This window comes from Paenibacillus sp. FSL W7-1332 (assembly GCF_037969785.1).
In the GTDB taxonomy this organism is placed as follows: Bacteria; Bacillota; Bacilli; order Paenibacillales; family Paenibacillaceae; genus Paenibacillus_AQ.
In genome coordinates, this window is the sequence record NZ_CP150209.1 from 6,915,672 (window position 1) to 6,936,961 (window position 21,290).

Genomic DNA, 21,290 nt, shown 5'->3' on the forward strand with positions numbered 1-21,290 from the left:
GATTTCCCTTATCTATATTCGTACAATACGGCATTGCTCTCTTTTCCGTCAGGATTGATGACTTTAATTTCAACATTCCCTGCAGTCCCACCTGGTGCCGGAGGGGTTCTGAATTCAACCCTTATTGATGAATAATACCTAGATGGGGATACTAATACACCACCAATTGAAATATTCATTCCTGGATTAAAGCCAGTTCCATCGATTGTAACATATTTCCCCCCGCTGACTGGCCCATTAGTCAAGCTAATTTTAGTAATTACAGGAGCTGGTGCTTCTGGAGGAGCATTGTAAGTATAAGTAGTCTGTGCTAAATGTCCTGATGGGTTGGTAACAACAACATCTACAGTACCTGCATTATTCGAAGCTGGCACTTTAAACTCGATTCGTCCACTATGAAAATAAGTGCTCAGTGGAACCACTTGACCATTTACCGTAATTATCAGATTTCGGTCAAAGTTAGTTCCATCTATAGTTACAAAACCTCCGCCGCTTAATGGTCCGTTATTAGGATTAATTTTAGTTATTGTAGGAATAGGTTCAGAATACGTATACCCTGATTGTACTAAAGTTGATTGGTCATCCGGATTTGTTAAAATAACATCAACTGGTCCCTCATATCCCGACGATGAAGGAACTTTTACAGTGATCTTTCTTGTATCAAAATATACTGTATCCGTGGCCAATACTCCTCCAAATGTTACTGTAGCACCCTGTTGAATATTTGTCCCGACAATAGTTACCACATTTCCGCCTGCTGGTACCCCTACATTAGGATTAATACTAGTTATACTCGGTGCCGGTGGAGGTGGCGGAGCAAGATATGTGTACGCTTGTGGTGCTACTGCCTCTTTCTCGTCAGGGTTTACAACTCTCAAATCTACCGCTCCATGCACATCTGCTGCAGGAATTCTGATTTCCATTCTGTACTCTGAATACAGCCTGTTGACCGTTGCCTCTTTTTCACCAAGATAAACTCTTGCCCCTGTTTGGAATCCTGTTCCATCAACAGCTGCGTAACCACCGCCACTCATAGGACCTTGGTTAGGGGATATTTTCGTTATAGTTGGTGCGGGCAAAGGCAGGGGTGCAAGGTAAGTATATGCTTGTGCCGCTGTCCCTGTTAATCCATCCGGATTTTCTACCGTAACATCAACTGTTCCATAATTCGATGCCGGTGGAACTCTAACTTCTATTCTCGTTGAAGAGTAAAATGAAGTTACGGTTCCTTCAGTATCACCAAAAAATATTTTTAATCCTTTAACAAAGTTCTTTCCATCAATTGAGACAAAGTTTCCTCCGGCCTGTGGACCAGAGTTACTAGAGAGTTTAATTATTTCTGGGTTCATCTTGGGAGGTTCATCATATGTGTACCCAGAAGGTATTAACAATTGAGTTCCATCTGGATTCTCCAGCAACAGATCAACCGGCCCAGCTTGAGAACCTGCTGGTGCATAAACATAAAAACTTGTCGGATTATCAAAGTTCACTGCTGCAGGTACGCCATTGAAACTTACTTTTATGCCTCTGATAAAGTAATTTCCGTTAAATGTAACTAAATCTCCGCCAATTAATGGACCATGGCTGGGTTTAATCTCATTTACGATTGGATCAGTTTTATATACAAACGGTGCGGATGCAGACTGGGCATCATCGTTTGTTACTACAACTGTTACTGGGCCCTGTGCACGAGCCGGTGTAACTACGGTTATTTCTTGTGGGCTGATTAATTGAACGTTAGTGGCTGGAGCACCCCCAAATTTCACACTAAGCCCTGGTCTAAACTTATCTCCTGTAATAGTGACTACTTCACCGCCTGCGGGATGACCGTAGTCTTTTTCAATGGATGTAATAATTGGAGCAGGATGTTTTACAGTTATATAAGGACTATAAATCACTTTACTTCTATTGGCTCCAGCATAATCCTTATATGTAACTGTTGAGCTGCTTGTTGAAACTGGTAAATTCCCCGTTTTTTGATTATTTACCGGTCTAATTTTATATGAAAAAACAAGCTCGCTGTTCTTCAGCTCCAAAAAACTCCAGATCAATTTATTTCCCTGAATTGTTGGCTTAGGAATGTTATGATCGTAAGAACCAGGAACAATTTCAAAGTCTGGGGATACTTCATCCGTAACCACAATATCATATGCGCTTGCTATACCTATCTCTTGAACAATTGCTGCATAAATCTGCTCAAGACCGTTTGAACCAAGTACAAAATGATGGTGACTCGATGTTGTAGCCATCTCTTTTAACAAAATATTTGGACCGCTGGTGGCAGGGTTATCACTTGCCTTTAAGAGAGCAATGGTATAGAAAACGATACCTGCATTCTTTGCTTCCTCTGCCTTATTTATTGCATATTGATATGCATCAGGGACCTGGTCACTACCAACTGTAGCGTCACCGTCAGTCATAATGACAATGACCGGCTGTGCATCTGTACGATGGTCTGCTAATAATTCGATTGCTTTATCAATAGAGTATCCAGTAGCAGTACTACCATTTGCCTGAATACCGTTAATGTAATTTTTAACAACAGTTGTGTCAGTTGTTAATGGCAGAGTTCCAGTCATTGATTCTGAACTGAAATCTACAATCCCTACTCTATGCTTCGACATATCCATAAGATCGACAAAACCTTTAGCTGCCTCCTTTGCAGCTTTCATCTTGTCTTCCCCGTTATTATTACCTGGAAGCATACTTCCTGACTTATCTATAATCAAAATTACATCATTGGGTTTTACAACATCTACAGGTGGGGTTCCTTGAATTCTCAGACTAACTTCTGCTTCTTCCTCGGTTGTGATTGTTGAAGGGTTAACAGTCTTAGTGACCTTGACATAATCAGCAGGTGCAGCATTTACTTGCCCCCCTAATATGGGCACCAATAAACTAAATATTAGAATTAAGGATAGTACTACTCTAAGCACTCGGCTTAATGACAACATATTCATCTCCTTACTTATAAATTTATTAAAGCTATCTCTTTTCATCAAAAAAAGCCGCATCTAAAACAGGGCTCGACGAGTATGCAGAAAGCCTTGCTACCGAAGAATTTACTCGCATCTTTTCCATCAATAATTCCATTTGTCCCTGAAACAATTCCTCGACCCTCGTATGCTGCTTATATACTTCTTCAAGCAACTTAAAAAGTTCAACATCCTCTTTCTCTGATAAATACACAATGAAGTTTTCAGAGTAAAGATACTCGAAGGATTGTTCTAATTCATCAGAGTGTTTTAGGTATAATTCTACATCCATGAGTGATAGTACAGCTGAGTAGATCCCTTCAATCCTTTGAATATGTTTCAGGCAATTGTCTCGATTATACACGGCTAACACCACTTTTTAAAATTGCTAAAGCTTGCTTCCACGTCTCCGTGATCTCACGCGCAAAGGTTATTACTTCTTCTAATATTAAAAGATCCTTTTTTAATAAAAAATCAGCCAATCGCCGGTTATGATAATGATACAGTTGATATAACTGGTGAGATATTTCATGCTCCATATCAAGAGTAATAATCAATTCATTAATTATGCGTTGAGCTTTGTAGATTGGCTCTCTCATTTCCTGATACTTCTCCCTACTGAATAAATCCTTAGCATTAAGTAAGCTCTTTATAATTTCCTGGTACAGCAAAAGAGTAAGTTCACCTGGACTTGCCGTCTCAACCTGCATTTTTTGGTATTGTTGTTGATAGTTTCTCTGTAGCATGTTTATCTCCTCAGTTACTCATTTTTATCAATTATCAACCTTGACCTAACTGTTGCGAGAGCCACGACCCCCGACTATTCATTTCTTGAATTGCTTTTTCCATTGCTGTGAATTGCTTGTAGTAACGATTTTCCACAGTTCTAATTTTATCATTGAGACGATCGATTTTAGAGTTATATTCTTTCATCTGCATCCCAATTAAACTTCCATCGACAGCCTCCGAGGATCCAATAGTAGCTGACCCTGCTTTTTTAGTAAGCTTACTTATTTGATTTTTCAGATCATCATATAATCGTTCCGCCAGCCCATACTCTTCCTTCTTTGTCACATCACTGGGAACGGCACTAAACAAATTGATTACACCTTCGGGATTTGTTGTAAGAGCTTCTTGAAGCTTAACTTCATCAATTTTTAGTTTTCCAAATTCTCTCCAGTCGCTCATAACGCTTATCCCGATATCAGATAAAGAATCAAATTCGCCCGCATTTAAGACACGCTTATTCATAGTATTTCTGAAAGTTCTAAGCGCTTCCGAAAGCAGATCATCACTAGAGAGCAGTCCAACTTTTGCTTTTGTTTCCCAAAGTTCAATTTGCTTTTCGCTCATTGATTCTTTTTGCTCTGCAGTTAATGGGCTGTAACTTCGATCAGGTCGTGCATTAATCTTTCCCATGAACGTATCAATAATCTCATTATATTTTGAAACGAAATCTTTAATGTTTTGCATAGCTGCATCTGTACTTCGTCCGACACTTACATTTACCATTGAGTCAGTAGCAGACTGTGTCGATTTAAAAGTAAATGTCACTCCGTTTAATGAGAAATTATTGGTACTAGATTCGAGACCTTGGGCGTCATTCAAATCAAATACAGCATTCGTACCAGTTTTTTTGAACACTCCCGAAGTTGGATCTTTTAGGCTGTTATCCAGATTAAAAAGATTATTCGAATCGCTAATCTCGATCGATGAATCTTTCCCCGATTTAGTGGATGTAAAAAACACTCGATTCGTAGCTGAATCAAAGTTAGCTCGCACACCCGTAACTGAACTTTTCGCATTGATTTCACTGATGATCGATTCTCTGCTAGATGTTCCGCTAATAACATTCACTTCAACAGATTCACCTGATGGCCCTTTTACTTTGATTGTATAATCGGCTACATTCAAAGTAGCTTTCATATCAATTTTTGTTGAATCTGGATTTACCATTGCTGAACTTGTAATACTTGGGGAGGTAGCAAGCGTATGGACTTTTACATTATAGCTACTTTCTGCAGCAGAAGAATTGACTTTTACATCAACCACTGAACTATTTGACGAAGTTGCCAATCTTGACTGGAAGCTAGATTCAAAGCGAAGGTTATTAATAGCACTCTGCAAGCTCAGTAATTGTTTATTAGCTTCACGGTACTCTTCCCTTTTCCAAATTAGAGATTGCTTTTGCTGCTGAACTTTCGTAAGAGGAGCTCGTTCTAGTTTCATTAAATCTTTAATTATTTGTTCAGTGTCCAAACCTGATGCTATCCCACTAAACCGTATTGGATTAATACTCACTATCAATTCACCTCCAAAGATTACTCTTTCCTATCAAACAGCAAACCCGCTGTCTCCACAATACTGCATAGAATATCCACTAGTTTTTCAGGTGGAATCTCACGAATTACCTCATTCGTATTAATATCAATTAACTTCACCAATACTTGATTGCTTTTCTCATGTACTGAATATTGCAGCCGCGTACTTGTTTCTTGTAACGCCTTATTACCCCGTTCAATTATATTGATAAGTTCACGCTCACCTAAACTTAATGTGTTGTCATTCTGGGTTGTTGGGTTAGGCAGACCAGTATCAGGAACTTTCCAGACCCTGGTTTCATAGGAACTAGAGTAAGGTAAATTACTACCGTCGACCCTCATATGCCCTTAATCCCCTTTTATTGTAATATAGAAAAAAAGCCAGCCGGATTAACCGGCCGGCTTACCAGCGATATATTAACGAAGAAGTTGAAGTACACCTTGTGGTTGCTGGTTTGCTTGAGCCAGCATTGCTGTAGCTGCTTGTTGAAGAATATTGTTTTTCGTGAAGGTCATCATTTCTTGTGCCATGTCTACATCACGGATACGGGATTCAGCTGCTTGCAGGTTCTCCGCAGTCGTTCCCAGATTGTTAATCGTATGTTCCAGACGATTTTGAACAGCACCAAGATTGGCACGAACTTCAGACACTGTATTAATAGCTGCTTGAACTGAAGAAAGGTTGTTGGTTGCATCTCCATTAATGTCTGCAGAGTTCGTCAAGTCTGTCAGGTTTTCGATACCGAGGTCTTGAGCTCTTGCAGCAGACAGATTCAACGTAATAGTTTCACCTTTGTTAGCACCAACTTGGAAGACGATATCACTGATTGAGTTATCGAGAAGCTTTTTAGTATTGAATTGGGTTTGATCGGCAATATTACCGATTTGCTCAACCAGCTGACTTACTTCAGCAGTAATTTTGGCAGTTTCAGAAGTAGTCAAAACTTCGTTCGATGCTTGAGTAAAGAGTTCAGCCATCCGTTGCAGCATTGCATGTGTTTCATTCAATGCACCCTCTGCAGTTTGAATCAAAGAAACGCCGTCCAATGCGTTCTTACTAGCTTGTTCCAACCCGCGAATTTGGTTGCGCATTTTTTCAGAAATAGCCAACCCAGCTGCATCATCCGCCGCGCGGTTGATACGGTATCCAGAGGATAATTTCTCCAATGATTTACCTTGTTGAGTGTTGTTAAAGCTTAATTGACGATGAGTGTTGTAAGCACTAATGTTGTGGTTAATACGCATAATAAATTTCCTCCTTGGAATGTATTGGTGATTCGCATCCTTGCTTCACCCATTTGTGATCACGACATAGCGTTCGGCCGTCACTGCCATGTATTTCGGCTCACACTATATTTATCGGCGGTTCTACCCTAATGTTTATAGCTGTTTTGATATTTTTATAGATTTTTAATTCTTTTTTTGATTGGCTACATGAGCAACATGATTCAAAATATACTGAATATCAGCGTTAAATTCGACGGCATGCTGATTCTGCTGTTTAATCGCCTCATAGATTTCTTCGCGGTAAATCGTAACATTCGAAGGGGCTTCAATGCCGATCCTAACCTGATCTCCGTTAATTTCAAGAACGGAGAAGATAATATTATCGTTGATCATAATCTTCTGCCCCTTATTTCTAGATAAGATCAGCATCAGAATCCTCCCCTTTCTTTCCTCCCAGCAACGGTTGTTTTGTAGCATAGTTTCCTTGATCCAAAACGATTTGGGATGCCAATTTTTTAACTCTGTTTAATACAATGGGTGCTCTTAGATTGCAGGTGATATCTTCAGCAGAACGGACCGTGACGATCATCAGCACCTGCAGATCCTCCTCGCCCTGCACGTCAAGAGCGTCAATCCAATGGGATCCCAATTCAAATTCATACTCCTTGAAAAAAGCAAACGGATCCGCCACGATAAACGTCAAATTTTCATCCTCTATGGATTGCAAAAACTCGAAAGATCCTTGATCGTCATCGGATTGAATGAATACATACTTTTGCAGCTCGCCAAAGCCTAGTATAGGCCCTATAAACGTGATAACTTGGTTTGGGTCGATTTCGATCGGCCCGAATCTTTTAGTATTTATAATCATGGCGGAAATTCCTCCCTTTCTAACAACAATAGCTATAATGGCACAAGTCATTATAGCTATTGTATACCTGTCGCTAGACAACTGCATCCAGTTGCTCTCCCGTTACAGATATAAATATATAGTTTTTTTGGATTAAATACGGATTCACCTTGCCGGGATAATAATCAACGACCGGCTTATGGGTTTCAGGGTTAAAGCTAACGCTGCCTGGCGTGTAATTCATATGCACTTGCCCTGGAATAAATGTGACTTCCACATTATCGTAATCCGGCTCTCCGGTCAACTCAACCCTTGGCCGGTCCTTAAACACATTATCTCGTGCGATTTCAGAGAATACGTTGCCGCCTTCTTGAAAAGCCATCATCCGATCCCCATTACGTGCGATCTCTGCAATGTTATGCATAGAGATCTGAAGGGATGACTGGGCAATCCGGTCGGTCATTTCCTCAAAACGAGCCTTACCAATAGCGGACCATGCTTTCCTTGAATCTATCTCGAGAACAGGCCTTGTCTGTTCCATCTCAAGTACACCGTACTGTTGTTTCATATTAAGTGAAGGTCTGGGTTGCTCTATGTTCTGCTGTTCTTTAGTTATTTCAAGACCCACTCGCGAATACCCTTGTTGAATCTGAATATGGGGTATATTCATTCACAGCCCCCCCTTATCTTAGAAAATCCAACAAGCTTGGCCGTATAATTCGGGCCATGGTGTCCAGTGAAGCCTGATAAACACTCTCAGAAGTTTTGAGATCAATAATCACTTTGGAAATATCCGCATCTTCGACCTTGGATTGCAAATCCATATAATTTAGATTTAGATCACCAAGCCTGCTAAGCGTAAATTCCAGACGATTTTGTTTACCACCCATCTCAGCCTGAGCGGTAATTGTTGTCTCGAGATTCTTCTGCAGTGAAGGTATGGCACTTTGGATACCTGCTGTATCGTCAGCAAGCAGTGCCTTCTTAAGATTGTCTACCACAGCAAATATGCCCGAAGTGTCTCCATATGCTCCAAACACTTGCTCTCCCAAGGTGTTCACAGACACCGTAATCCCAGCACCAACTTGGTATCTCACTTCGCCATCATCCAAAGCATATGCGGTTTGGGTTGGATCCTCAGGGAATGGCTTCTCATCGGTTCTCTCACCATTAAAAATATACTTCCCTTTAAATTGTGAGTTTCCTAAAGATACAAGCTGTTGGTACAGCTGATCTACTTCAGCTGCGATGTTTTCTCTGGCATCCTTCGGTACCGTGTCCGTTCCGCCCTGCACCGCCAGCTCCGATAGCTTTTGGATAATCTGTGTAACTTCGGTCATGACCGTATCCCCATACTTTAGCCACGCATCCGCATCATCCGCATTTTGCTCAAACTGCGTTGTAGCCGTGATTTGACCACGGTATTGGAGAGCACTGGCTACACCCACCGGATCGTCGGAAGGACGATTAATCCGGCGCTGGGTCATCATTTGCTCCTGATATTTATCCAGTCTGCGATAGTTGCCTTGCAAGCCGCTCATCATGGAGCTAGTCATCATGGATTGGGTTATGCGCATGACTTATTCCTCCTATCTGCCGACGACGCCGGTACCGTTAATTAATTTATCCAGCATCTCATCAATGGTAGTAACCACACGTGATGAGGCGCTGTAAGCATGCTGGAAGCGGATCAGATCCGACATTTCTTCATCAAGGGATACACTGCTAATCGACAGACGGAGTGTATCTGCATGTTCAACCAACAACGTGCCGTTCTCCACCATCTTGATGGCGTTGCTGCTGTCCGTACCTAATTTGGAGATAACAGACTGCAGGTATCCTTCAAAGTTCGTAATATCGCTTACCGCACCGTTGCTATTGTTCGGATTAAAACTAAACGTACGTTCTGACAGTTGCGCAATCAGAAGCGCCATGCCGCCATTACCTTTCAAAACGACCTCGGAGGTCGTACCATTCGGATCCGTCTTCATTTCGGTCCGCAGGGAAGCGCCGATGTTCTTCAGATCGGATTGGATCGTCTGGCTTAATCTCATATTCCCAGCGGTAATTGGCCCGCCGTTAGCAGATACAAAGAAGTCGCCACCGGTTGTGGCCGGTTCATTAAGGGTATAACCCAACTTATGTAATCCGTTAAGGCCATCAACCGTATGCTTCACATCCTCAGCAAGCTTGCGAGGATTATTCGCATCCATCACGGCATTCGGGATATTCACGCCTGGAGGTAAGATCGTTCCAGCTGGCAGGGTCACTTCCACTTTGCCTGTAGCCAGTGTGTTCGCCATAATGTTCAGCTGGGTGATATATCCTTGAACATGCACATCACGAGAGGTCACATAACCGGCAATCTCCCCGCCGGTCAATGCGCCGGCAATCGCATTCGTAATCGGGGTGAACGCCATATCGTCAACCACGACCTGGTTGCCAAACGTCACTTGATAAACGTCCCCGGTCTCCGTTACATTTACGTTCCCTAGCAATGATAACTGATCAACGAGCAAATCTCGCTTATCCCGCAGATCGTTTGCATTATCGCCAAGACCCTCGATCCGTTTAATACTCTGCGTCAATTCCGCCACTTGCTCGATATAGTTGTTAGCTTCCGCTACCTTGGTGTCGATGCGGGAAGTCAAGTTATTACTGAGGGTATCCAATTGGGAGTAAATATGGTTAAACGTCTCCGTCAAAGCGATCGCTTTCTGCTGAACCGCCATACGAGCGGACAAGTCGGTGTCACTAGGATTCTTGCTCAGCGTCTGCCAAGCCGTCCAGAACTCGGCAATGCTCGCGCTCAAGCTGCTGTCCGAAGGCTCGTTAAAAATCCCCTCAATATTCGAAAGCGTCTCTTGCTGAACACTCCATGTCGACAAATTCGTGTTCTGATTGCGGTATTCGATATCCAATAGAAAGTCCCGTACCCGCTGGATGCTCTCCGCTTCTACACCCATTCCAAGCTGACCTGCAGCTTGGGATCGCTGCATCCCTGGGAATGCAATCGGATTCGATGCAACCAGGCGGGTAGTCTGACGAGAGTAACCTGGCGTATTGGCGTTCGTAACGTTATGACCAGCTGTGTTAATTGCAGCTTGCTGGGCAATCAAGCCCCTCTTTCCGATTTCGAGCAAATGAAATGTGGATCTCATCTACATTTTCCTTTCTGCTTATGCCCTGGTATCAAACATGCTTCGGCCCTTGCCGGCAGGATTCTGATGCTTCGGATGCTGATAGAGCAAATCATCCTCCGGACGACTAACTAACAAATTCAAACTGTAATCAATGAACGCTAGGGATTGCTCAATGAGCTCTCGGTTAATCGCATTCAGCTCTTTGAGTTCCATGAGCCTGTCCATTAATTGCTGCTGCACATCCTGCAGCTCAGTTTTTTCCTCCGGGTTAAATACAAGACGAGTCATTTCAGTAACCGTCAGCTGAAGCTGGGAGCGGATGCCCTTCTCACGCAAAAAATCATCTACGGCACCTTGACGCAGCGCTTCCGTTTCCGCCACCTGCTTCAGCAGGCGGTTCTCCTTGGTCATGACCGCTGTAAGACGTTCCACATCATTATCCAGAATGGCTTGCCTTTTATCTTTCCCTGCCTCTATGAGCTGCTGATGCAGCTCATCCTGACGCTTCATATAATCGATTATGGACCTAGCACTCACTTGGACTCACCTGATTTATTGTAGGATTGAAAATACGGGAGCAATTTGTCTGCCAAACGATCAACTGGCACTTCATATGTGCCGTTGGTTACAGCTTCCTTCAAACGCTGAATTTTCTCCGCGCGTTCCGGATCCTGTACTTTACTCTGTGCACTCAGTTCCATCGCCTCCGGGGAGATTGATACTTCATCCTTACGGCGTTTCCTCTTATCGATATGCTGCATCTCCCGAGATTCAATATTCCGTTGATACGAATTGATGCCGTTCACACGTCCCGATTCGTTAATCTTCACGCCCTATTCACCTCACTTAAAATAAAAGACCGATAAGCTTTACTAAGTTTATCGGCCGGATATGAAACATTGTTAATAGTTCAAAAGTTAGTATTTGCGCAGTTTATCGACTGCACTGTAAGTCTCTCTGTCTTTGCGGGACCCAGGCTGATGTTCCTGGTCGCCAGCAGCCGCCTGTCTTAGCTCCCTCGTTAATCGCGTCCGGCAGGACTCGCACATATTGCTCTCGCGAATCAACGTTCCGCACACTTCGCAAGGATACGCCAGGTTCGGCGCGTTCGCAATCGAGATCCGGCCCTCCTTGATAAACTTCGTAATCTGCCGCACGGATACCTCCGTAGCCTCAGATACCTCATGGATGGTTGCGCCTTTTTGCTCACGCAGGAAGGTTGCGCATTTCTCGTATTCCTTCTCAATCACTTTCAAGCATTCAGGACACAATTCCCGAATATTCACCGTATATAACTTGCCGCACCGAGGGCAATTCCCCAGATTCATGCTCAACAACCTCCATGCCACATAGAACCTTTGATACCCCTAGATTACATTATCTTAGGCCATACGTCTATCATTCGGTAACAGAATCCACACATTTTTCCTATTTTAATCATTTACGAACGAGCCCAGGTTAAACTATAGATCTCGACGGGCATTTCCATAAGGGATTCGCATCTCCGCAAAACCTGCGCACAAGCATTAATCGTACTTCCGGTTGTATAGATATCATCAATCAAAAGTATACGGAATGGTCCTTTGAACAGAGATGCTCCCACTTGAGAACGAGTATGCTCTGCTGCCTGATTACTTATGGACAAAAGCATATCGGGTCCATCCTGCAATGCACCGAATACACCCTCCATATCCTTCAACCGATCCATCCGGTTTTTGAAGCTCTGTTTGTCCGTGTGACGTCTACGTTCCAACATCCGTACATAAGGCACCTTAATTCGAAGCGCAAGCCCCTGTGCAAGTACCTCCGCTTGATTGAAGCCCCTCTCCTGAAGCCTTTCCTCACTGACCGGAACCGAAGTGACAGCATGTACAGTCCATGGCATGTTACTAGATTTCCATGACCCCTTATTGCCCAAATGGATGTTTGCTTCCCGATGGAGCATTGCGTATGCCCGCAGCATCATCTCTATCAAAAGAGGAGCATAACGTTCATTCCCCCTATATTTGTACTGAGCCAACCACTCTCTCATCTGTGTATCGTAGGTTACCGCACTTCGGTTCAAAACAAAACTTCGATCGTTCATTCCTAAACGAGTACAGTCGGGGCAGCCGATTCCTCTCCCGCAACGCCAACATTTAGGTTTCATAATCCAGGGGATATTCCGATAACAGGCACGGCATATGCCCGGAAGTTCCCGAGTGAATGAACCTGTTTTTCCACAAGCGAGACAGGTTTCGTCAATCGGTTTGAGCAAACGATGCATATGCCCGATTAGATGGCTAAAGACGTTTGAAATCAATTATGCTCCTTCCTTTCTAAGAGAGCTAGAATAAAAACAAAATCACTGAACGGACAAAAAACTACAAAACAACAATGCGAATATATTGTCAACACTATTGCGGGACCGCCGATATCAGCTCAGTAGATTTTTTTCACTATAGAGTTGGAAACTTAAAGGACTCCCGATTCAATATTCACATCCACTACAAACTCATGTTCGACTCAATCCCCTAGTCATTCACCAGTTCCTGAACAGATCGTAAATACCCTCCCTTACGGGCAATTCTGTTCATCGCTTTGATTTGCCGGACTGCCGAGCTCTGACTCCGAGTCCATTGAGGCGCACCAAATACTACTCGTCCCGCCGGGTCATCCTTCGATCGGCCCGCGCGGCCAGCCATTTGAATCAATGCAGCTTCGTCAAAAAGCTCACTGTCCGCATCCAAAATGAACACGTCACTCTTCGGAACCGTTACCCCGCGCTCGAGTATGGTCGTTGTCACGAGCAAGCGAATCTCCCGGTTACGAAAGGCCATTACTTTGCTTGCCCGTTCCGGATCGATGGATGAAGTCCCTTCAATCGGCACGTTGGCGATCGCCTTGCGAAGCAGCTCCAGAATCGGAGCAATATGCTTGATCCGGGAAACGAACAGGAACACTTGAGCACCACGGGAAAGAGATGCGCTCAGACTGCGAATCAGGAGTGGGGGAAGCTTTTTTTCTTGTAGACAACGGTTCACCGCAAACATTTTCAGCTTCTGAGGAACGGGTAACGGATGACCATGGAAGCGTGCGGGAACTTTCGCGTGTGGCAATCTGCCTGCAGCCGCCTCACGCTGTAATGACGTTGGCGGAGTGGCTGATAGGTAGATATACTTCCCTCTTATTTTGCAAGCGCCTTTGGCAGCGTAATCCAGCATCGGATCATTATGATACGGGAAGGCATCAATCTCGTCGATCACCACCAGGTCAAAAGCCCTCTTGAAGCGCAGCAGTTGATGCGTCGTTGCCAGCGTGATGCTCCCCCTCTTCCAACGGTCCGGACTCCCACCATATAACGTGACCACCGTCTCCGAGGGAAAAGCCTTGGATAAACGTGGCGCCAACTCCAGCACCACGTCCCGTCTTGGCGCGGCAACCAGCACGCGTCCACCCGCATCCAGAATCGACTGCAGCAGCGGAAAGATCATCTCGGTCTTTCCGGCACCGGTCACCGCCCAGATGAGAAACCGGGCAGACCCCGCGGAGCCCCCTGCGGGCGGCTCCGCCAAAAATCGCAGCGCAGCGCCAGCGGCGGCGCTCTGCGCTGCGCTAAGCCCCCACCGGCCCAAGGCCACGGGGGGGAACCCCCGGCCGTGCCCCGCACGGCCGATCCCTGCTGCGCCATGCAGCAGCAGGGCACAGGCGCGGCTGCGCCCCATCGCGAGGCAGGCCTCGCAATAGGCGCAAGCCGCCGAGCCGCACGCGGCGCATGCCGTGCGGCTTCGGGCCTCGCTGCCGCATCGCCGGCAGCGGGGGCCGTGGCCCGGCGGCGCAGCCAGCCGGGCGCACCCTGCGGGGCCGGCTGTGCCAGCCCCGCTTCCAACCGTAGGCGGCCCAGCAGGATGCCGAGCTGGGCCGCGGAGCGCCAGTCTCCGGTGTCCCCGGAGACCTCCGCCAATAAGGCCTCAACCTCGCCGGCAAGCAAGGCTCGTCCCACCATACACTGAATCAGCAGCTCCGCCTGCTGCATCAACAATGTCCAATCCTCAACCACGTTCCTTTTTTTGATAGAGTAATTTACATACGATCCGTCCAACATTTGAATCTCCTTAAACAAAACACTCCATTGCGATCTGCTTCCTTCAGGCTCATGTAATAAGAACCAACTTAAGCTCTGGTACAAATATTTCTGCCAATCCGATTTCCCCCATTGATCCATGTCTTGGATGGATCGAAATCTCTCTTGAATGACAACGGCCCATCCTAATGGAACCTGTGTTGATAACAGTACTAATGAACAGGCGCTCTCCTTCTCATCCGTCGATCTTTTCACTCCATACCACCATTGAAGATCCACCTGCATATCCAGCGAGAGATGACACTCCCATTTCTCTGATGTTCGAATGGCATATACGACAATCTGCATGACATCAACTCCAATATCGAGACATATAAGCTGGTAAAAGGCCGAGTGCTGGTACGTTATTCAGAAGCGCGTACTTCAAGATTTCATATCTACAGCTACCAACTCCTATGCTGAGACCATTACATTATGAAACAGATCATTCTCACGATGCCCTATGTTGAAATCTGTCACCTCCTTCTTTTAGTTGCCTTATTCCCAATTCTCCAGGTCGGGTACACGTAGCGCTACGAGGGAAAGTCAATCACATAGAACCAAGATCGGAGTTGAGTGTAGGAGATTCAGTGAGGTTCAGCCATAGACAAAATAAGAACAAACACGCTTGGATATAGGAAAGCCGCTCCTCTCCCCAGAAAAACAAAAAACACACCCCTCGCTTACGCTAGGAGTGTGCTTCACGCCTTTAACAATATGAATGCGAACCTGGTAACCAAAACAACTTGCAGATGTTTATCCCTGTACATATGGAATTCGAACAGCCTCCATCGGGTTTCTTAGATCGATCCGTATCACTTCTTCTTCATTCGGATCGGCATCCACTTCCCGTGATGTCGAATCATCGGACCTCCAAGTCCCATATACCAGCTCAATTCCGGACAAATGAGTCAATCTCTGGACAATCTTCAGTGTATCATCGTACGACTGATCATCAAGGACGGTGACACGCACGCGCGTCCCGCTCAGCAGGGCATACCATGAAAGGGCTCTCAAATACCATTCCACCTGCCGCTCATGGTTGGACGTGATCAGCACATAATGCCTGCGCCGCCCCGTGCCTTCACCGGCTCTTCTGAGTTGACGGGCATGCATAATATGAATCAGAGCAACAGCAATCCCGTACACCGCGAGTATCCACAGCAATTGGGCAACCATGAGACTCACCTCCTTCTCTTATCAACAATATATGCTGATCAGGAGGGGACGGTGACAGTGATGTAAACCAGAGCCCACACAGAACTTAATGGGAACGGCTCAACACCATAAGAGAACAACTATCGAGGCGTACCTTCACAGAAGACAGATTGCCTTTTGAAATATGTCTAATTGCGATATCAAGAAGGTCCACTTCGGAGTTTATACACGCCTGATATCTAAGGAGAGCATCATCGATGTAAATTTACGAAAGACATACCGCATTTCTAATTCGATTTTCTTGCGATATCAAAAAGACCATACTTCGAAATTTACACTTTCTGATATTTTAGGATGAATAACTATGTAATGACCTTCACGGAAAGCTGACCTCGCTGAATAAGTACTTTCTTATCTTTATCAAGGTTTGTTCAGCTTCAGCGGAAACTTATGAACTCCATATCATAACAAAAAGGAACCGCCCTTGGCAGTTCCCTCCCTATGTAAGACGCGTCCGTGCATTCGGATCGGCGATTACAACGTCACCCAGCCATATTTGATCGAGTTGATAACCGCTTGCGTACGGTCGTCCACTTCCATCTTCTGCAAAATGCTGCTGACGTGGTTTTTTACAGTTTTCTCACTAATGAACAGGTACTCCCCTATCATCTTGTTGCTCTTGCCTTCAGCCATTAGTCTAAGCACTTCCGCTTCGCGCCTTGTCAATGGGTTATTCTCGCCTGCCACGAACTTGACTCCAGCTTCACGCGAACCGCTCTCAGCCATAGCGCCTGCTTCGTTTACATAAGTCATCCGGCGGAGCTGTTGAATAAGCTTGCCCGTAACCTTCGGATGGATAAATGCATATCCCTCATGTACCGAACGAATCGCATTAATCAGTGACTCGGCTTCCATATCCTTCAGGAGGTAACCGTTTGCTCCCTTACGGAGCGTTTCAAACACATAACTCTCGTCGTCATGAATCGACAGAATGATAACTTTGATCTCAGGAAACATTTCACGTAGTTTCTCAGTTGCTTGAACGCCATTTTCGGTAGGCATGTTGATATCCATCAGCACGATATCCGGCTTCACTTCATTACAGAACTCAAGTACTTGAATTCCATCGCCGCATTCTCCGATTACGTCAATGTCGTCCTCCATATTCAGTATACGCTTCAGACCCTCCCTAAATAGCTGGTGGTCATCCGCTAATAATACTTTTATAATCGTGTTCTCTTTTTCCAAATGTTCCATCCGATTACTCCTTTCTCTTTTCTACGTTCGTCGGGATATGAATCACGATCTTGGTTCCTTGATTCTCAGCTGAATCGATCTCCATTCTCCCTTCGAGCAGCTCAACCCTCTCCCGCATGCCAATTAACCCAAAGTGGTCCTTGCTTTTCTGCTCCAGCAAATCGACATTGAATCCCAGGCCATTGTCCTGTACAACGATTTTGACCAATTGCGCCTGGTACGTGATTTCAACAAGCACATAAGTCGGGTAAGCATGTTTTGCAGCATTCGAAAGTGCTTCCTGCACCAACCGGTAGATGGCAGCCTCCATCGCAGAAGAGAGACGATGCTCTTTTCCCCGTGTCTCGAAGATCGTGCGGATTTTCGATTTCTCTTCATAATCATGCACGTATTTACGCAGTGTGGGGATTAATCCTAGATCATCGAGTGCCATTGGACGCAGATTAAAAATGACTTTTCGCATTTCCTCCAAGCTCGATCGAACCTGGCCCTTCAAATCTACTATTTCGTCCTGCACCATCTTAAATTCCTGCTTTGCGAGCATTCTTTCTACAATTTCCGTCCTAAGAACCAGATTCGCCAGCAATTGTGCAGGTCCATCATGAATCTCTCTGGAGATGCGTTTCCGTTCCTCTTCCTGCGCCAAAATAATTTTGAGACCAATGACCTGTCTGTTTTTCGCAGATTCGATGATTCGGGATACCTGCCCCAGCTCCCCGGACAAGTATTCCAATACCACGCCCATCTGAGATCCGATCGATTCCGCACGCTCCACGGAGCTCTCGACATTACGAACCCGCTTCTGCAGCTCATCTCGTCTTGCCTTCAGATACATTTCCTTCTCCCGGTAGATCATGAGGTCAAGCTGAAGCTGCGTCGCTTTCTCATACGCCTGCTTGATGTCCTCTTCCTTGTACCGGACAAAATCCCGGCTGACCTCGGTCAGCCGGATCCGGGAACGGCGGTAGTTCAGCTCCAGCTGATCTACCTTCTCTAAGGTTTCCGTCGTTTCTTTTAATGTCCGCTGCAGTTCATGATTGAGAGACGCGAGCTCCTGCCGCGACGCCTCCAATATTTCGAACATTTGGTATTTGCTGTCCTCCATCACTTTGATGGCATTTTTTATGACACGGTCGATGGCATCGGCTTGATAATCCACGCACTCTACTCCATTTCTAACGTTTCATATACATATCATACCATATCACGATTCGATCGTAACGGTCTTCGTGTTCTTGTCCCATTTTACTTTAAGGCCTAATTGCTCGGAAACGAGACGAAGAGGGACCAAAGTCCTACCACCTTGAACCATAGGTGCTACAGCCGCCGAACTGCGCTTACCGTTTAGAATGAATTCCTTCTTGCCGACCGTCAGTTCCATGAGCATGCCGCCCCTCAGGACACCCACCCGCTGAGCGGATTGGTTCCAGGTTGCTTGCCCGCCGAACGCATCGAGCACATGCTTAATCGGAACGTAAGTCGTTCCATTCTTCAAGATTGGTGCCGAATCAATTGCCACTTTCGAACCATTCAGCATAAGCGATTTTTGCCCAATGGTCATGACCGCTTTGCCTGTTGGAAGACCTTCATTCCCGGATAGGGACGGCATCGTAAAGCGGATATCGTCAAAAGATACAGCTCCTGTCAATGCGCGCTCATCCTGGCCTTCTTCCACGTTCACCACATACAACCGCTTCATCTGTGCCGGGAATGCAATGTTATGTCCGCTGAGATCGATGCTCAGTGTTTTCCAGCCGCTCCAATCAATTGCTTTTGCCAAGTCGACGTACACGGTTTTCCCATTATTGTCCTTGAGCTCGGCGCGCAGCCAGTTCAGGCTGTTATCTCCCTCCACATCGATGGTCATGGCCGTTGCCTGTGCAGGGATCACTTTGCCAGTTGCGCCATTCAACTCGGCGTAAGCGTACATTTTTTGCCCTAATCCGCCTGTCATATCATAGGTCAAGTTCAAGACTTTAGATGATGCTTTTGCTCCGCTGCCATTTTTGATCGCTGCAGCCCCGGTAACTGCCGGTACATTGGTCGTGAACTTCACCGGGTAATTCACATTCTCGAAGTTCTCCCATGTGCTCTCGCCCGCTGCCGATAAAATAACGACCGTGCTAAAGCCGTCATAGCGTGCGATGGCATAACCGACTTTCGTATTGCTGTTCACGGAGGATACGGTCAGGCGGCCGTCTTTTACGCTGCCTTTAAATCCGATAAACTCCCATTTCAGCGCACTGCTTGGAACTTCCAAGCTTTGACCATTGCCTGTTACGGCCGTCACCGGCACGGAAACGCTCGTTCCAGCCTGCAGCGGTGCGCTTGATACGCCGGTAGTCAATGCAACAAGATCATCCGCGCCCAGCACTTTGACTTGCATCGCAGCTTTCGTGCTGCCGCTTACTGCCGTCAGTGTTGAGGTACCCGGCTTTGTCGCTTTTATACTTTGTCCGTTGACCGCTAAATTGCCGTTGCTGGACTTCCAAGTCGGTTTAATCGAACCTGCCTCAATTGGATTATAGTAAGTATCATAGCCCTTCAGTTCATACGTGCCGATCTGGCCGATCAGGAGCGTGTTGCTTCCGCTTACTTTTAAGCCCTTCAAGCTGCCCTGAGGTGCCGTTGAGAACACGCCAAGTGCGTTAACGATGCTGCGCTGCGTGGTGCCGTATTCCGTATTGAAGGTCAGCTGCGTGTTCATCTCGGCAAGTGGACGGTTTACCATCGTTGTCGATCCTCCGCCGTCCAGGTTCATTCCCTTCCATACTCCAACCTTCGTCATGAAATCCTGAAGCTGCTGCAGCGTCATGCCTTTGCTGTTATCGTTGCTCTCCGTAGCAATTAGGTAAGCGTAACGCCCGTCTTTGGAGTAACCTACGGCTGTTCGTGCCCTGCTTCCTCCAATCGAATTCACGTTTCGCGAGAATGAAGTGGCCTTGCCGTTATCCACCAGAATCGTATGGCCGCCAATCATCATTTGGAGTGTAGATGGGTCCAGTTCTTTACCTGATTTTTTGGAAACTAAAGCATAATCGGCTTTCAGTCTCTGTCCAACTGCCAGATTTTGTTTCACGAACTCTGCCGCAGCCCCATGGGTTCGCAAAATGTAGCTTCCCTCCGGTATCGCTGTTGGCAATCCTGCCATTACTGAAATATCGGTGATGACCCCATCCGTTACCATAACCTCCGTTGGCGTTGTCGAGCTGTTCTTAGGACGCTCAATAGCCTTCCATGCGCTGGTGTAGATATAAGCTGAATTCGCATGGCTATACGTTGATCCGGTGCCCTCAGGAGCATAAGAGGTTTTGTTCATCCCCGCGAGTGGGAATGAGGCGCCATTTTCAGCTGTAATACTCCCCGAGAATGCAAACTCATCCAGAATTGGCGTTCCATCGTTCGTTACTCCAAAAGCATACATGCCTTTCAGTTCCGACGGGGTTGACATCAACTGACCGTTTGATACTTGAGCACCCATCGGAGCCCCTTCGCTGCCGGTATTAAAAAAGTCACCGTTAATAGCAGCAACCGCTCCGTTCTCCTTAGCCATTCCGCCCGTGCTTTGTCTCGTTGTAAATTGATTCCCTTGGCCTGTCATGACATCCAGTTTCACATACTTGTTGTTTAAGTCCACCCGAATGACATTAGCCAGCGATTTTGCGCCAGTACTGTTGATATACTGATATTTCATTAAAACCGCACCGGAAGTAATGATTTCCTCACCAAGCTTCTTAGCCGATGTTGATGCCGCATAAGCTACCGAGGATGTTGATAGATTCCCTATCACTGGTATTCCGCTGCCCAACACAGGACCCACCCAGATGGCCCCTGCCAATGTAATAATCAACCATTTCTTGCCTACACCAGATGTTGTAGACTTCAGTGTTTTCCCCTGACTAACCATGTAATCGTAACTCTCCCATCTCTTGTTCAACACGGATGCCGAACATATAAAGTCTCTAATTAATAGACTTCATTTTTGCGGAAAAGTTACGAATTTGTTATAAAAAAACACTTTCGCGTATCGTACACCAAGTCTTGCTAGATTTGTACCGGAATTTTTTAGGAGTCCATGTAAATCAATCCTATGTTACTATATTATTATGTAAAAGTAACTAGTTTGTCATAAATTATATTCCTGTTTTTCCATTTATTTAATGAAAATGCTATAACCACGATAGTTCATTCGCTCTTTCAATTATTTCATTTTTGTCATATTATCTGGTTCAGCTGAGTTGAATCTCTATTCATAAT

21 protein-coding genes are annotated in these 21,290 nt (G+C 45.6%); all 21 read right to left on the reverse strand.

The window, feature by feature from the left end; translation table 11 throughout:
* Window positions 1-8: 8 nt before the first annotated feature.
* The gene (locus MKX98_RS31475; RefSeq protein WP_339220295.1) at window positions 9-2,999 is read right to left on the reverse strand and encodes an IPT/TIG domain-containing protein; all 2,991 of its coding nucleotides are present in this window, start codon (window positions 2,997-2,999) and stop codon (window positions 9-11) included.
* Window positions 2,986-3,267, reverse strand: coding sequence for a hypothetical protein (locus tag MKX98_RS31480; RefSeq protein WP_339220296.1), 282 nt, complete (start codon window positions 3,265-3,267; stop codon window positions 2,986-2,988). The genes MKX98_RS31475 and MKX98_RS31480 overlap by 14 nt, the downstream gene beginning before the upstream one ends.
* Before the next feature lie 64 nt (window positions 3,268-3,331).
* Entirely contained in the window at window positions 3,332-3,721 is a 390-nt protein-coding gene (gene fliS, locus MKX98_RS31485) for a flagellar export chaperone FliS (RefSeq protein WP_339220297.1), read from the reverse strand.
* Window positions 3,722-3,755: 34 nt separating this feature from the next.
* Window positions 3,756-5,276 (reverse strand): flagellar filament capping protein FliD, encoded by a 1,521-nt coding sequence (gene fliD / locus MKX98_RS31490; protein ID WP_339220299.1) that lies wholly within the window; start codon window positions 5,274-5,276, stop codon window positions 3,756-3,758.
* Between the two features lie 20 nt (window positions 5,277-5,296).
* Complete coding sequence (locus tag MKX98_RS31495; protein ID WP_339220301.1) at window positions 5,297-5,638, reverse strand: flagellar protein FlaG; 342 nt, start codon at window positions 5,636-5,638, stop codon at window positions 5,297-5,299.
* A gap of 75 nt (window positions 5,639-5,713) precedes the next feature.
* The gene (locus tag MKX98_RS31500) at window positions 5,714-6,541 is read right to left on the reverse strand and encodes a flagellin (RefSeq protein WP_339220303.1); all 828 of its coding nucleotides are present in this window, start codon (window positions 6,539-6,541) and stop codon (window positions 5,714-5,716) included.
* Window positions 6,542-6,706: 165 nt separating this feature from the next.
* The gene (gene csrA / locus MKX98_RS31505; protein WP_339220305.1) at window positions 6,707-6,952 is read right to left on the reverse strand and encodes a carbon storage regulator CsrA; all 246 of its coding nucleotides are present in this window, start codon (window positions 6,950-6,952) and stop codon (window positions 6,707-6,709) included.
* A complete protein-coding gene (locus tag MKX98_RS31510) occupies window positions 6,936-7,481 on the reverse strand; it encodes a flagellar assembly protein FliW (RefSeq protein WP_339220307.1) in 546 nt (181 codons plus the stop codon). The genes csrA and MKX98_RS31510 overlap by 17 nt, the downstream gene beginning before the upstream one ends.
* Window positions 7,468-8,043, reverse strand: coding sequence for a DUF6470 family protein (locus tag MKX98_RS31515; protein ID WP_339220309.1), 576 nt, complete (start codon window positions 8,041-8,043; stop codon window positions 7,468-7,470). The genes MKX98_RS31510 and MKX98_RS31515 overlap by 14 nt, the downstream gene beginning before the upstream one ends.
* Before the next feature lie 13 nt (window positions 8,044-8,056).
* Window positions 8,057-8,950, reverse strand: a complete 894-nt coding sequence (gene flgL / locus MKX98_RS31520; protein WP_339220311.1) for a flagellar hook-associated protein FlgL — start codon at window positions 8,948-8,950, stop codon at window positions 8,057-8,059.
* Between the two features lie 12 nt (window positions 8,951-8,962).
* Entirely contained in the window at window positions 8,963-10,534 is a 1,572-nt protein-coding gene (gene flgK / locus MKX98_RS31525) for a flagellar hook-associated protein FlgK (protein ID WP_339220313.1), read from the reverse strand.
* Window positions 10,535-10,552: 18 nt separating this feature from the next.
* A complete protein-coding gene (locus MKX98_RS31530; protein WP_339220315.1) occupies window positions 10,553-11,026 on the reverse strand; it encodes a flagellar protein FlgN in 474 nt (157 codons plus the stop codon).
* A 23-nt stretch (window positions 11,027-11,049) separates the two neighbouring features.
* Window positions 11,050-11,346, reverse strand: a complete 297-nt coding sequence (gene flgM, locus MKX98_RS31535; protein WP_326120435.1) for a flagellar biosynthesis anti-sigma factor FlgM — start codon at window positions 11,344-11,346, stop codon at window positions 11,050-11,052.
* Between the two features lie 87 nt (window positions 11,347-11,433).
* Window positions 11,434-11,844 carry a TIGR03826 family flagellar region protein gene (locus MKX98_RS31540; protein WP_339220319.1) on the reverse strand — a complete coding sequence of 137 codons (411 nt, stop codon included), beginning with the start codon at window positions 11,842-11,844 and terminating at the stop codon, window positions 11,434-11,436.
* Window positions 11,845-11,957: 113 nt separating this feature from the next.
* Window positions 11,958-12,401 carry a ComF family protein gene (locus MKX98_RS31545; protein WP_339220320.1) on the reverse strand — a complete coding sequence of 148 codons (444 nt, stop codon included), beginning with the start codon at window positions 12,399-12,401 and terminating at the stop codon, window positions 11,958-11,960.
* A gap of 628 nt (window positions 12,402-13,029) precedes the next feature.
* On the reverse strand, window positions 13,030-14,013 hold the full coding sequence (locus MKX98_RS31550) for a helicase-related protein (protein ID WP_339224626.1): 984 nt from the start codon (window positions 14,011-14,013) through the stop codon (window positions 13,030-13,032).
* Window positions 14,010-14,927: a hypothetical protein gene (locus MKX98_RS31555; protein ID WP_339220322.1), complete on the reverse strand. Its 918-nt coding sequence runs from the start codon at window positions 14,925-14,927 to the stop codon at window positions 14,010-14,012. Before MKX98_RS31555 ends, MKX98_RS31550 begins: the two co-directional genes overlap by 4 nt.
* A 447-nt stretch (window positions 14,928-15,374) precedes the next feature.
* Window positions 15,375-15,797 carry a hypothetical protein gene (locus tag MKX98_RS31560; protein WP_220683693.1) on the reverse strand — a complete coding sequence of 141 codons (423 nt, stop codon included), beginning with the start codon at window positions 15,795-15,797 and terminating at the stop codon, window positions 15,375-15,377.
* Window positions 15,798-16,310: 513 nt separating this feature from the next.
* A complete protein-coding gene (locus tag MKX98_RS31565) occupies window positions 16,311-17,033 on the reverse strand; it encodes a response regulator transcription factor (RefSeq protein ID WP_071219809.1) in 723 nt (240 codons plus the stop codon).
* Between the two features lie 4 nt (window positions 17,034-17,037).
* Complete coding sequence (locus MKX98_RS31570) at window positions 17,038-18,192, reverse strand: sensor histidine kinase (protein ID WP_113061599.1); 1,155 nt, start codon at window positions 18,190-18,192, stop codon at window positions 17,038-17,040.
* 45 nt (window positions 18,193-18,237) lie between these two features.
* On the reverse strand, window positions 18,238-20,940 hold the full coding sequence (locus MKX98_RS31575; protein ID WP_339224628.1) for a stalk domain-containing protein: 2,703 nt from the start codon (window positions 20,938-20,940) through the stop codon (window positions 18,238-18,240).
* Window positions 20,941-21,290: the final 350 nt, after the last annotated feature.

Excerpts from the sequence above, each read along its gene's own strand:
- MKX98_RS31555 (WP_339220322.1), bottom strand. The coding sequence starts at position 14,927 with ATGCAGATTGTCGTATATGCCATTCGAACATCAGAGAAATGGGAGTGT.
- MKX98_RS31515 (WP_339220309.1), bottom strand. The coding sequence starts at position 8,043 with ATGAATATACCCCATATTCAGATTCAACAAGGGTATTCGCGAGTGGGT.
- MKX98_RS31500 (WP_339220303.1), bottom strand. The coding sequence starts at position 6,541 with ATGCGTATTAACCACAACATTAGTGCTTACAACACTCATCGTCAATTA.
- MKX98_RS31530 (WP_339220315.1), bottom strand. The coding sequence starts at position 11,026 with ATGAAGCGTCAGGATGAGCTGCATCAGCAGCTCATAGAGGCAGGGAAA.
- MKX98_RS31560 (WP_220683693.1), bottom strand. The coding sequence starts at position 15,797 with ATGGTTGCCCAATTGCTGTGGATACTCGCGGTGTACGGGATTGCTGTT.
- MKX98_RS31565 (WP_071219809.1), bottom strand. The coding sequence starts at position 17,033 with ATGGAACATTTGGAAAAAGAGAACACGATTATAAAAGTATTATTAGCG.
- fliS (WP_339220297.1), bottom strand. The coding sequence starts at position 3,721 with ATGCTACAGAGAAACTATCAACAACAATACCAAAAAATGCAGGTTGAG.
- MKX98_RS31495 (WP_339220301.1), bottom strand. The coding sequence starts at position 5,638 with ATGAGGGTCGACGGTAGTAATTTACCTTACTCTAGTTCCTATGAAACC.
- csrA (WP_339220305.1), bottom strand. The coding sequence starts at position 6,952 with ATGCTGATCTTATCTAGAAATAAGGGGCAGAAGATTATGATCAACGAT.
- MKX98_RS31480 (WP_339220296.1), bottom strand. The coding sequence starts at position 3,267 with ATGGATGTAGAATTATACCTAAAACACTCTGATGAATTAGAACAATCC.
- MKX98_RS31540 (WP_339220319.1), bottom strand. The coding sequence starts at position 11,844 with ATGAATCTGGGGAATTGCCCTCGGTGCGGCAAGTTATATACGGTGAAT.
- MKX98_RS31545 (WP_339220320.1), bottom strand. The coding sequence starts at position 12,401 with ATGCCATGGACTGTACATGCTGTCACTTCGGTTCCGGTCAGTGAGGAA.
- MKX98_RS31575 (WP_339224628.1), bottom strand. The coding sequence starts at position 20,940 with ATGGTTAGTCAGGGGAAAACACTGAAGTCTACAACATCTGGTGTAGGC.
- flgL (WP_339220311.1), bottom strand. The coding sequence starts at position 8,950 with ATGCGCATAACCCAATCCATGATGACTAGCTCCATGATGAGCGGCTTG.
- MKX98_RS31475 (WP_339220295.1), bottom strand. The coding sequence starts at position 2,999 with ATGAAAAGAGATAGCTTTAATAAATTTATAAGTAAGGAGATGAATATG.
- flgK (WP_339220313.1), bottom strand. The coding sequence starts at position 10,534 with ATGAGATCCACATTTCATTTGCTCGAAATCGGAAAGAGGGGCTTGATT.
- MKX98_RS31510 (WP_339220307.1), bottom strand. The coding sequence starts at position 7,481 with ATGCAGTTGTCTAGCGACAGGTATACAATAGCTATAATGACTTGTGCC.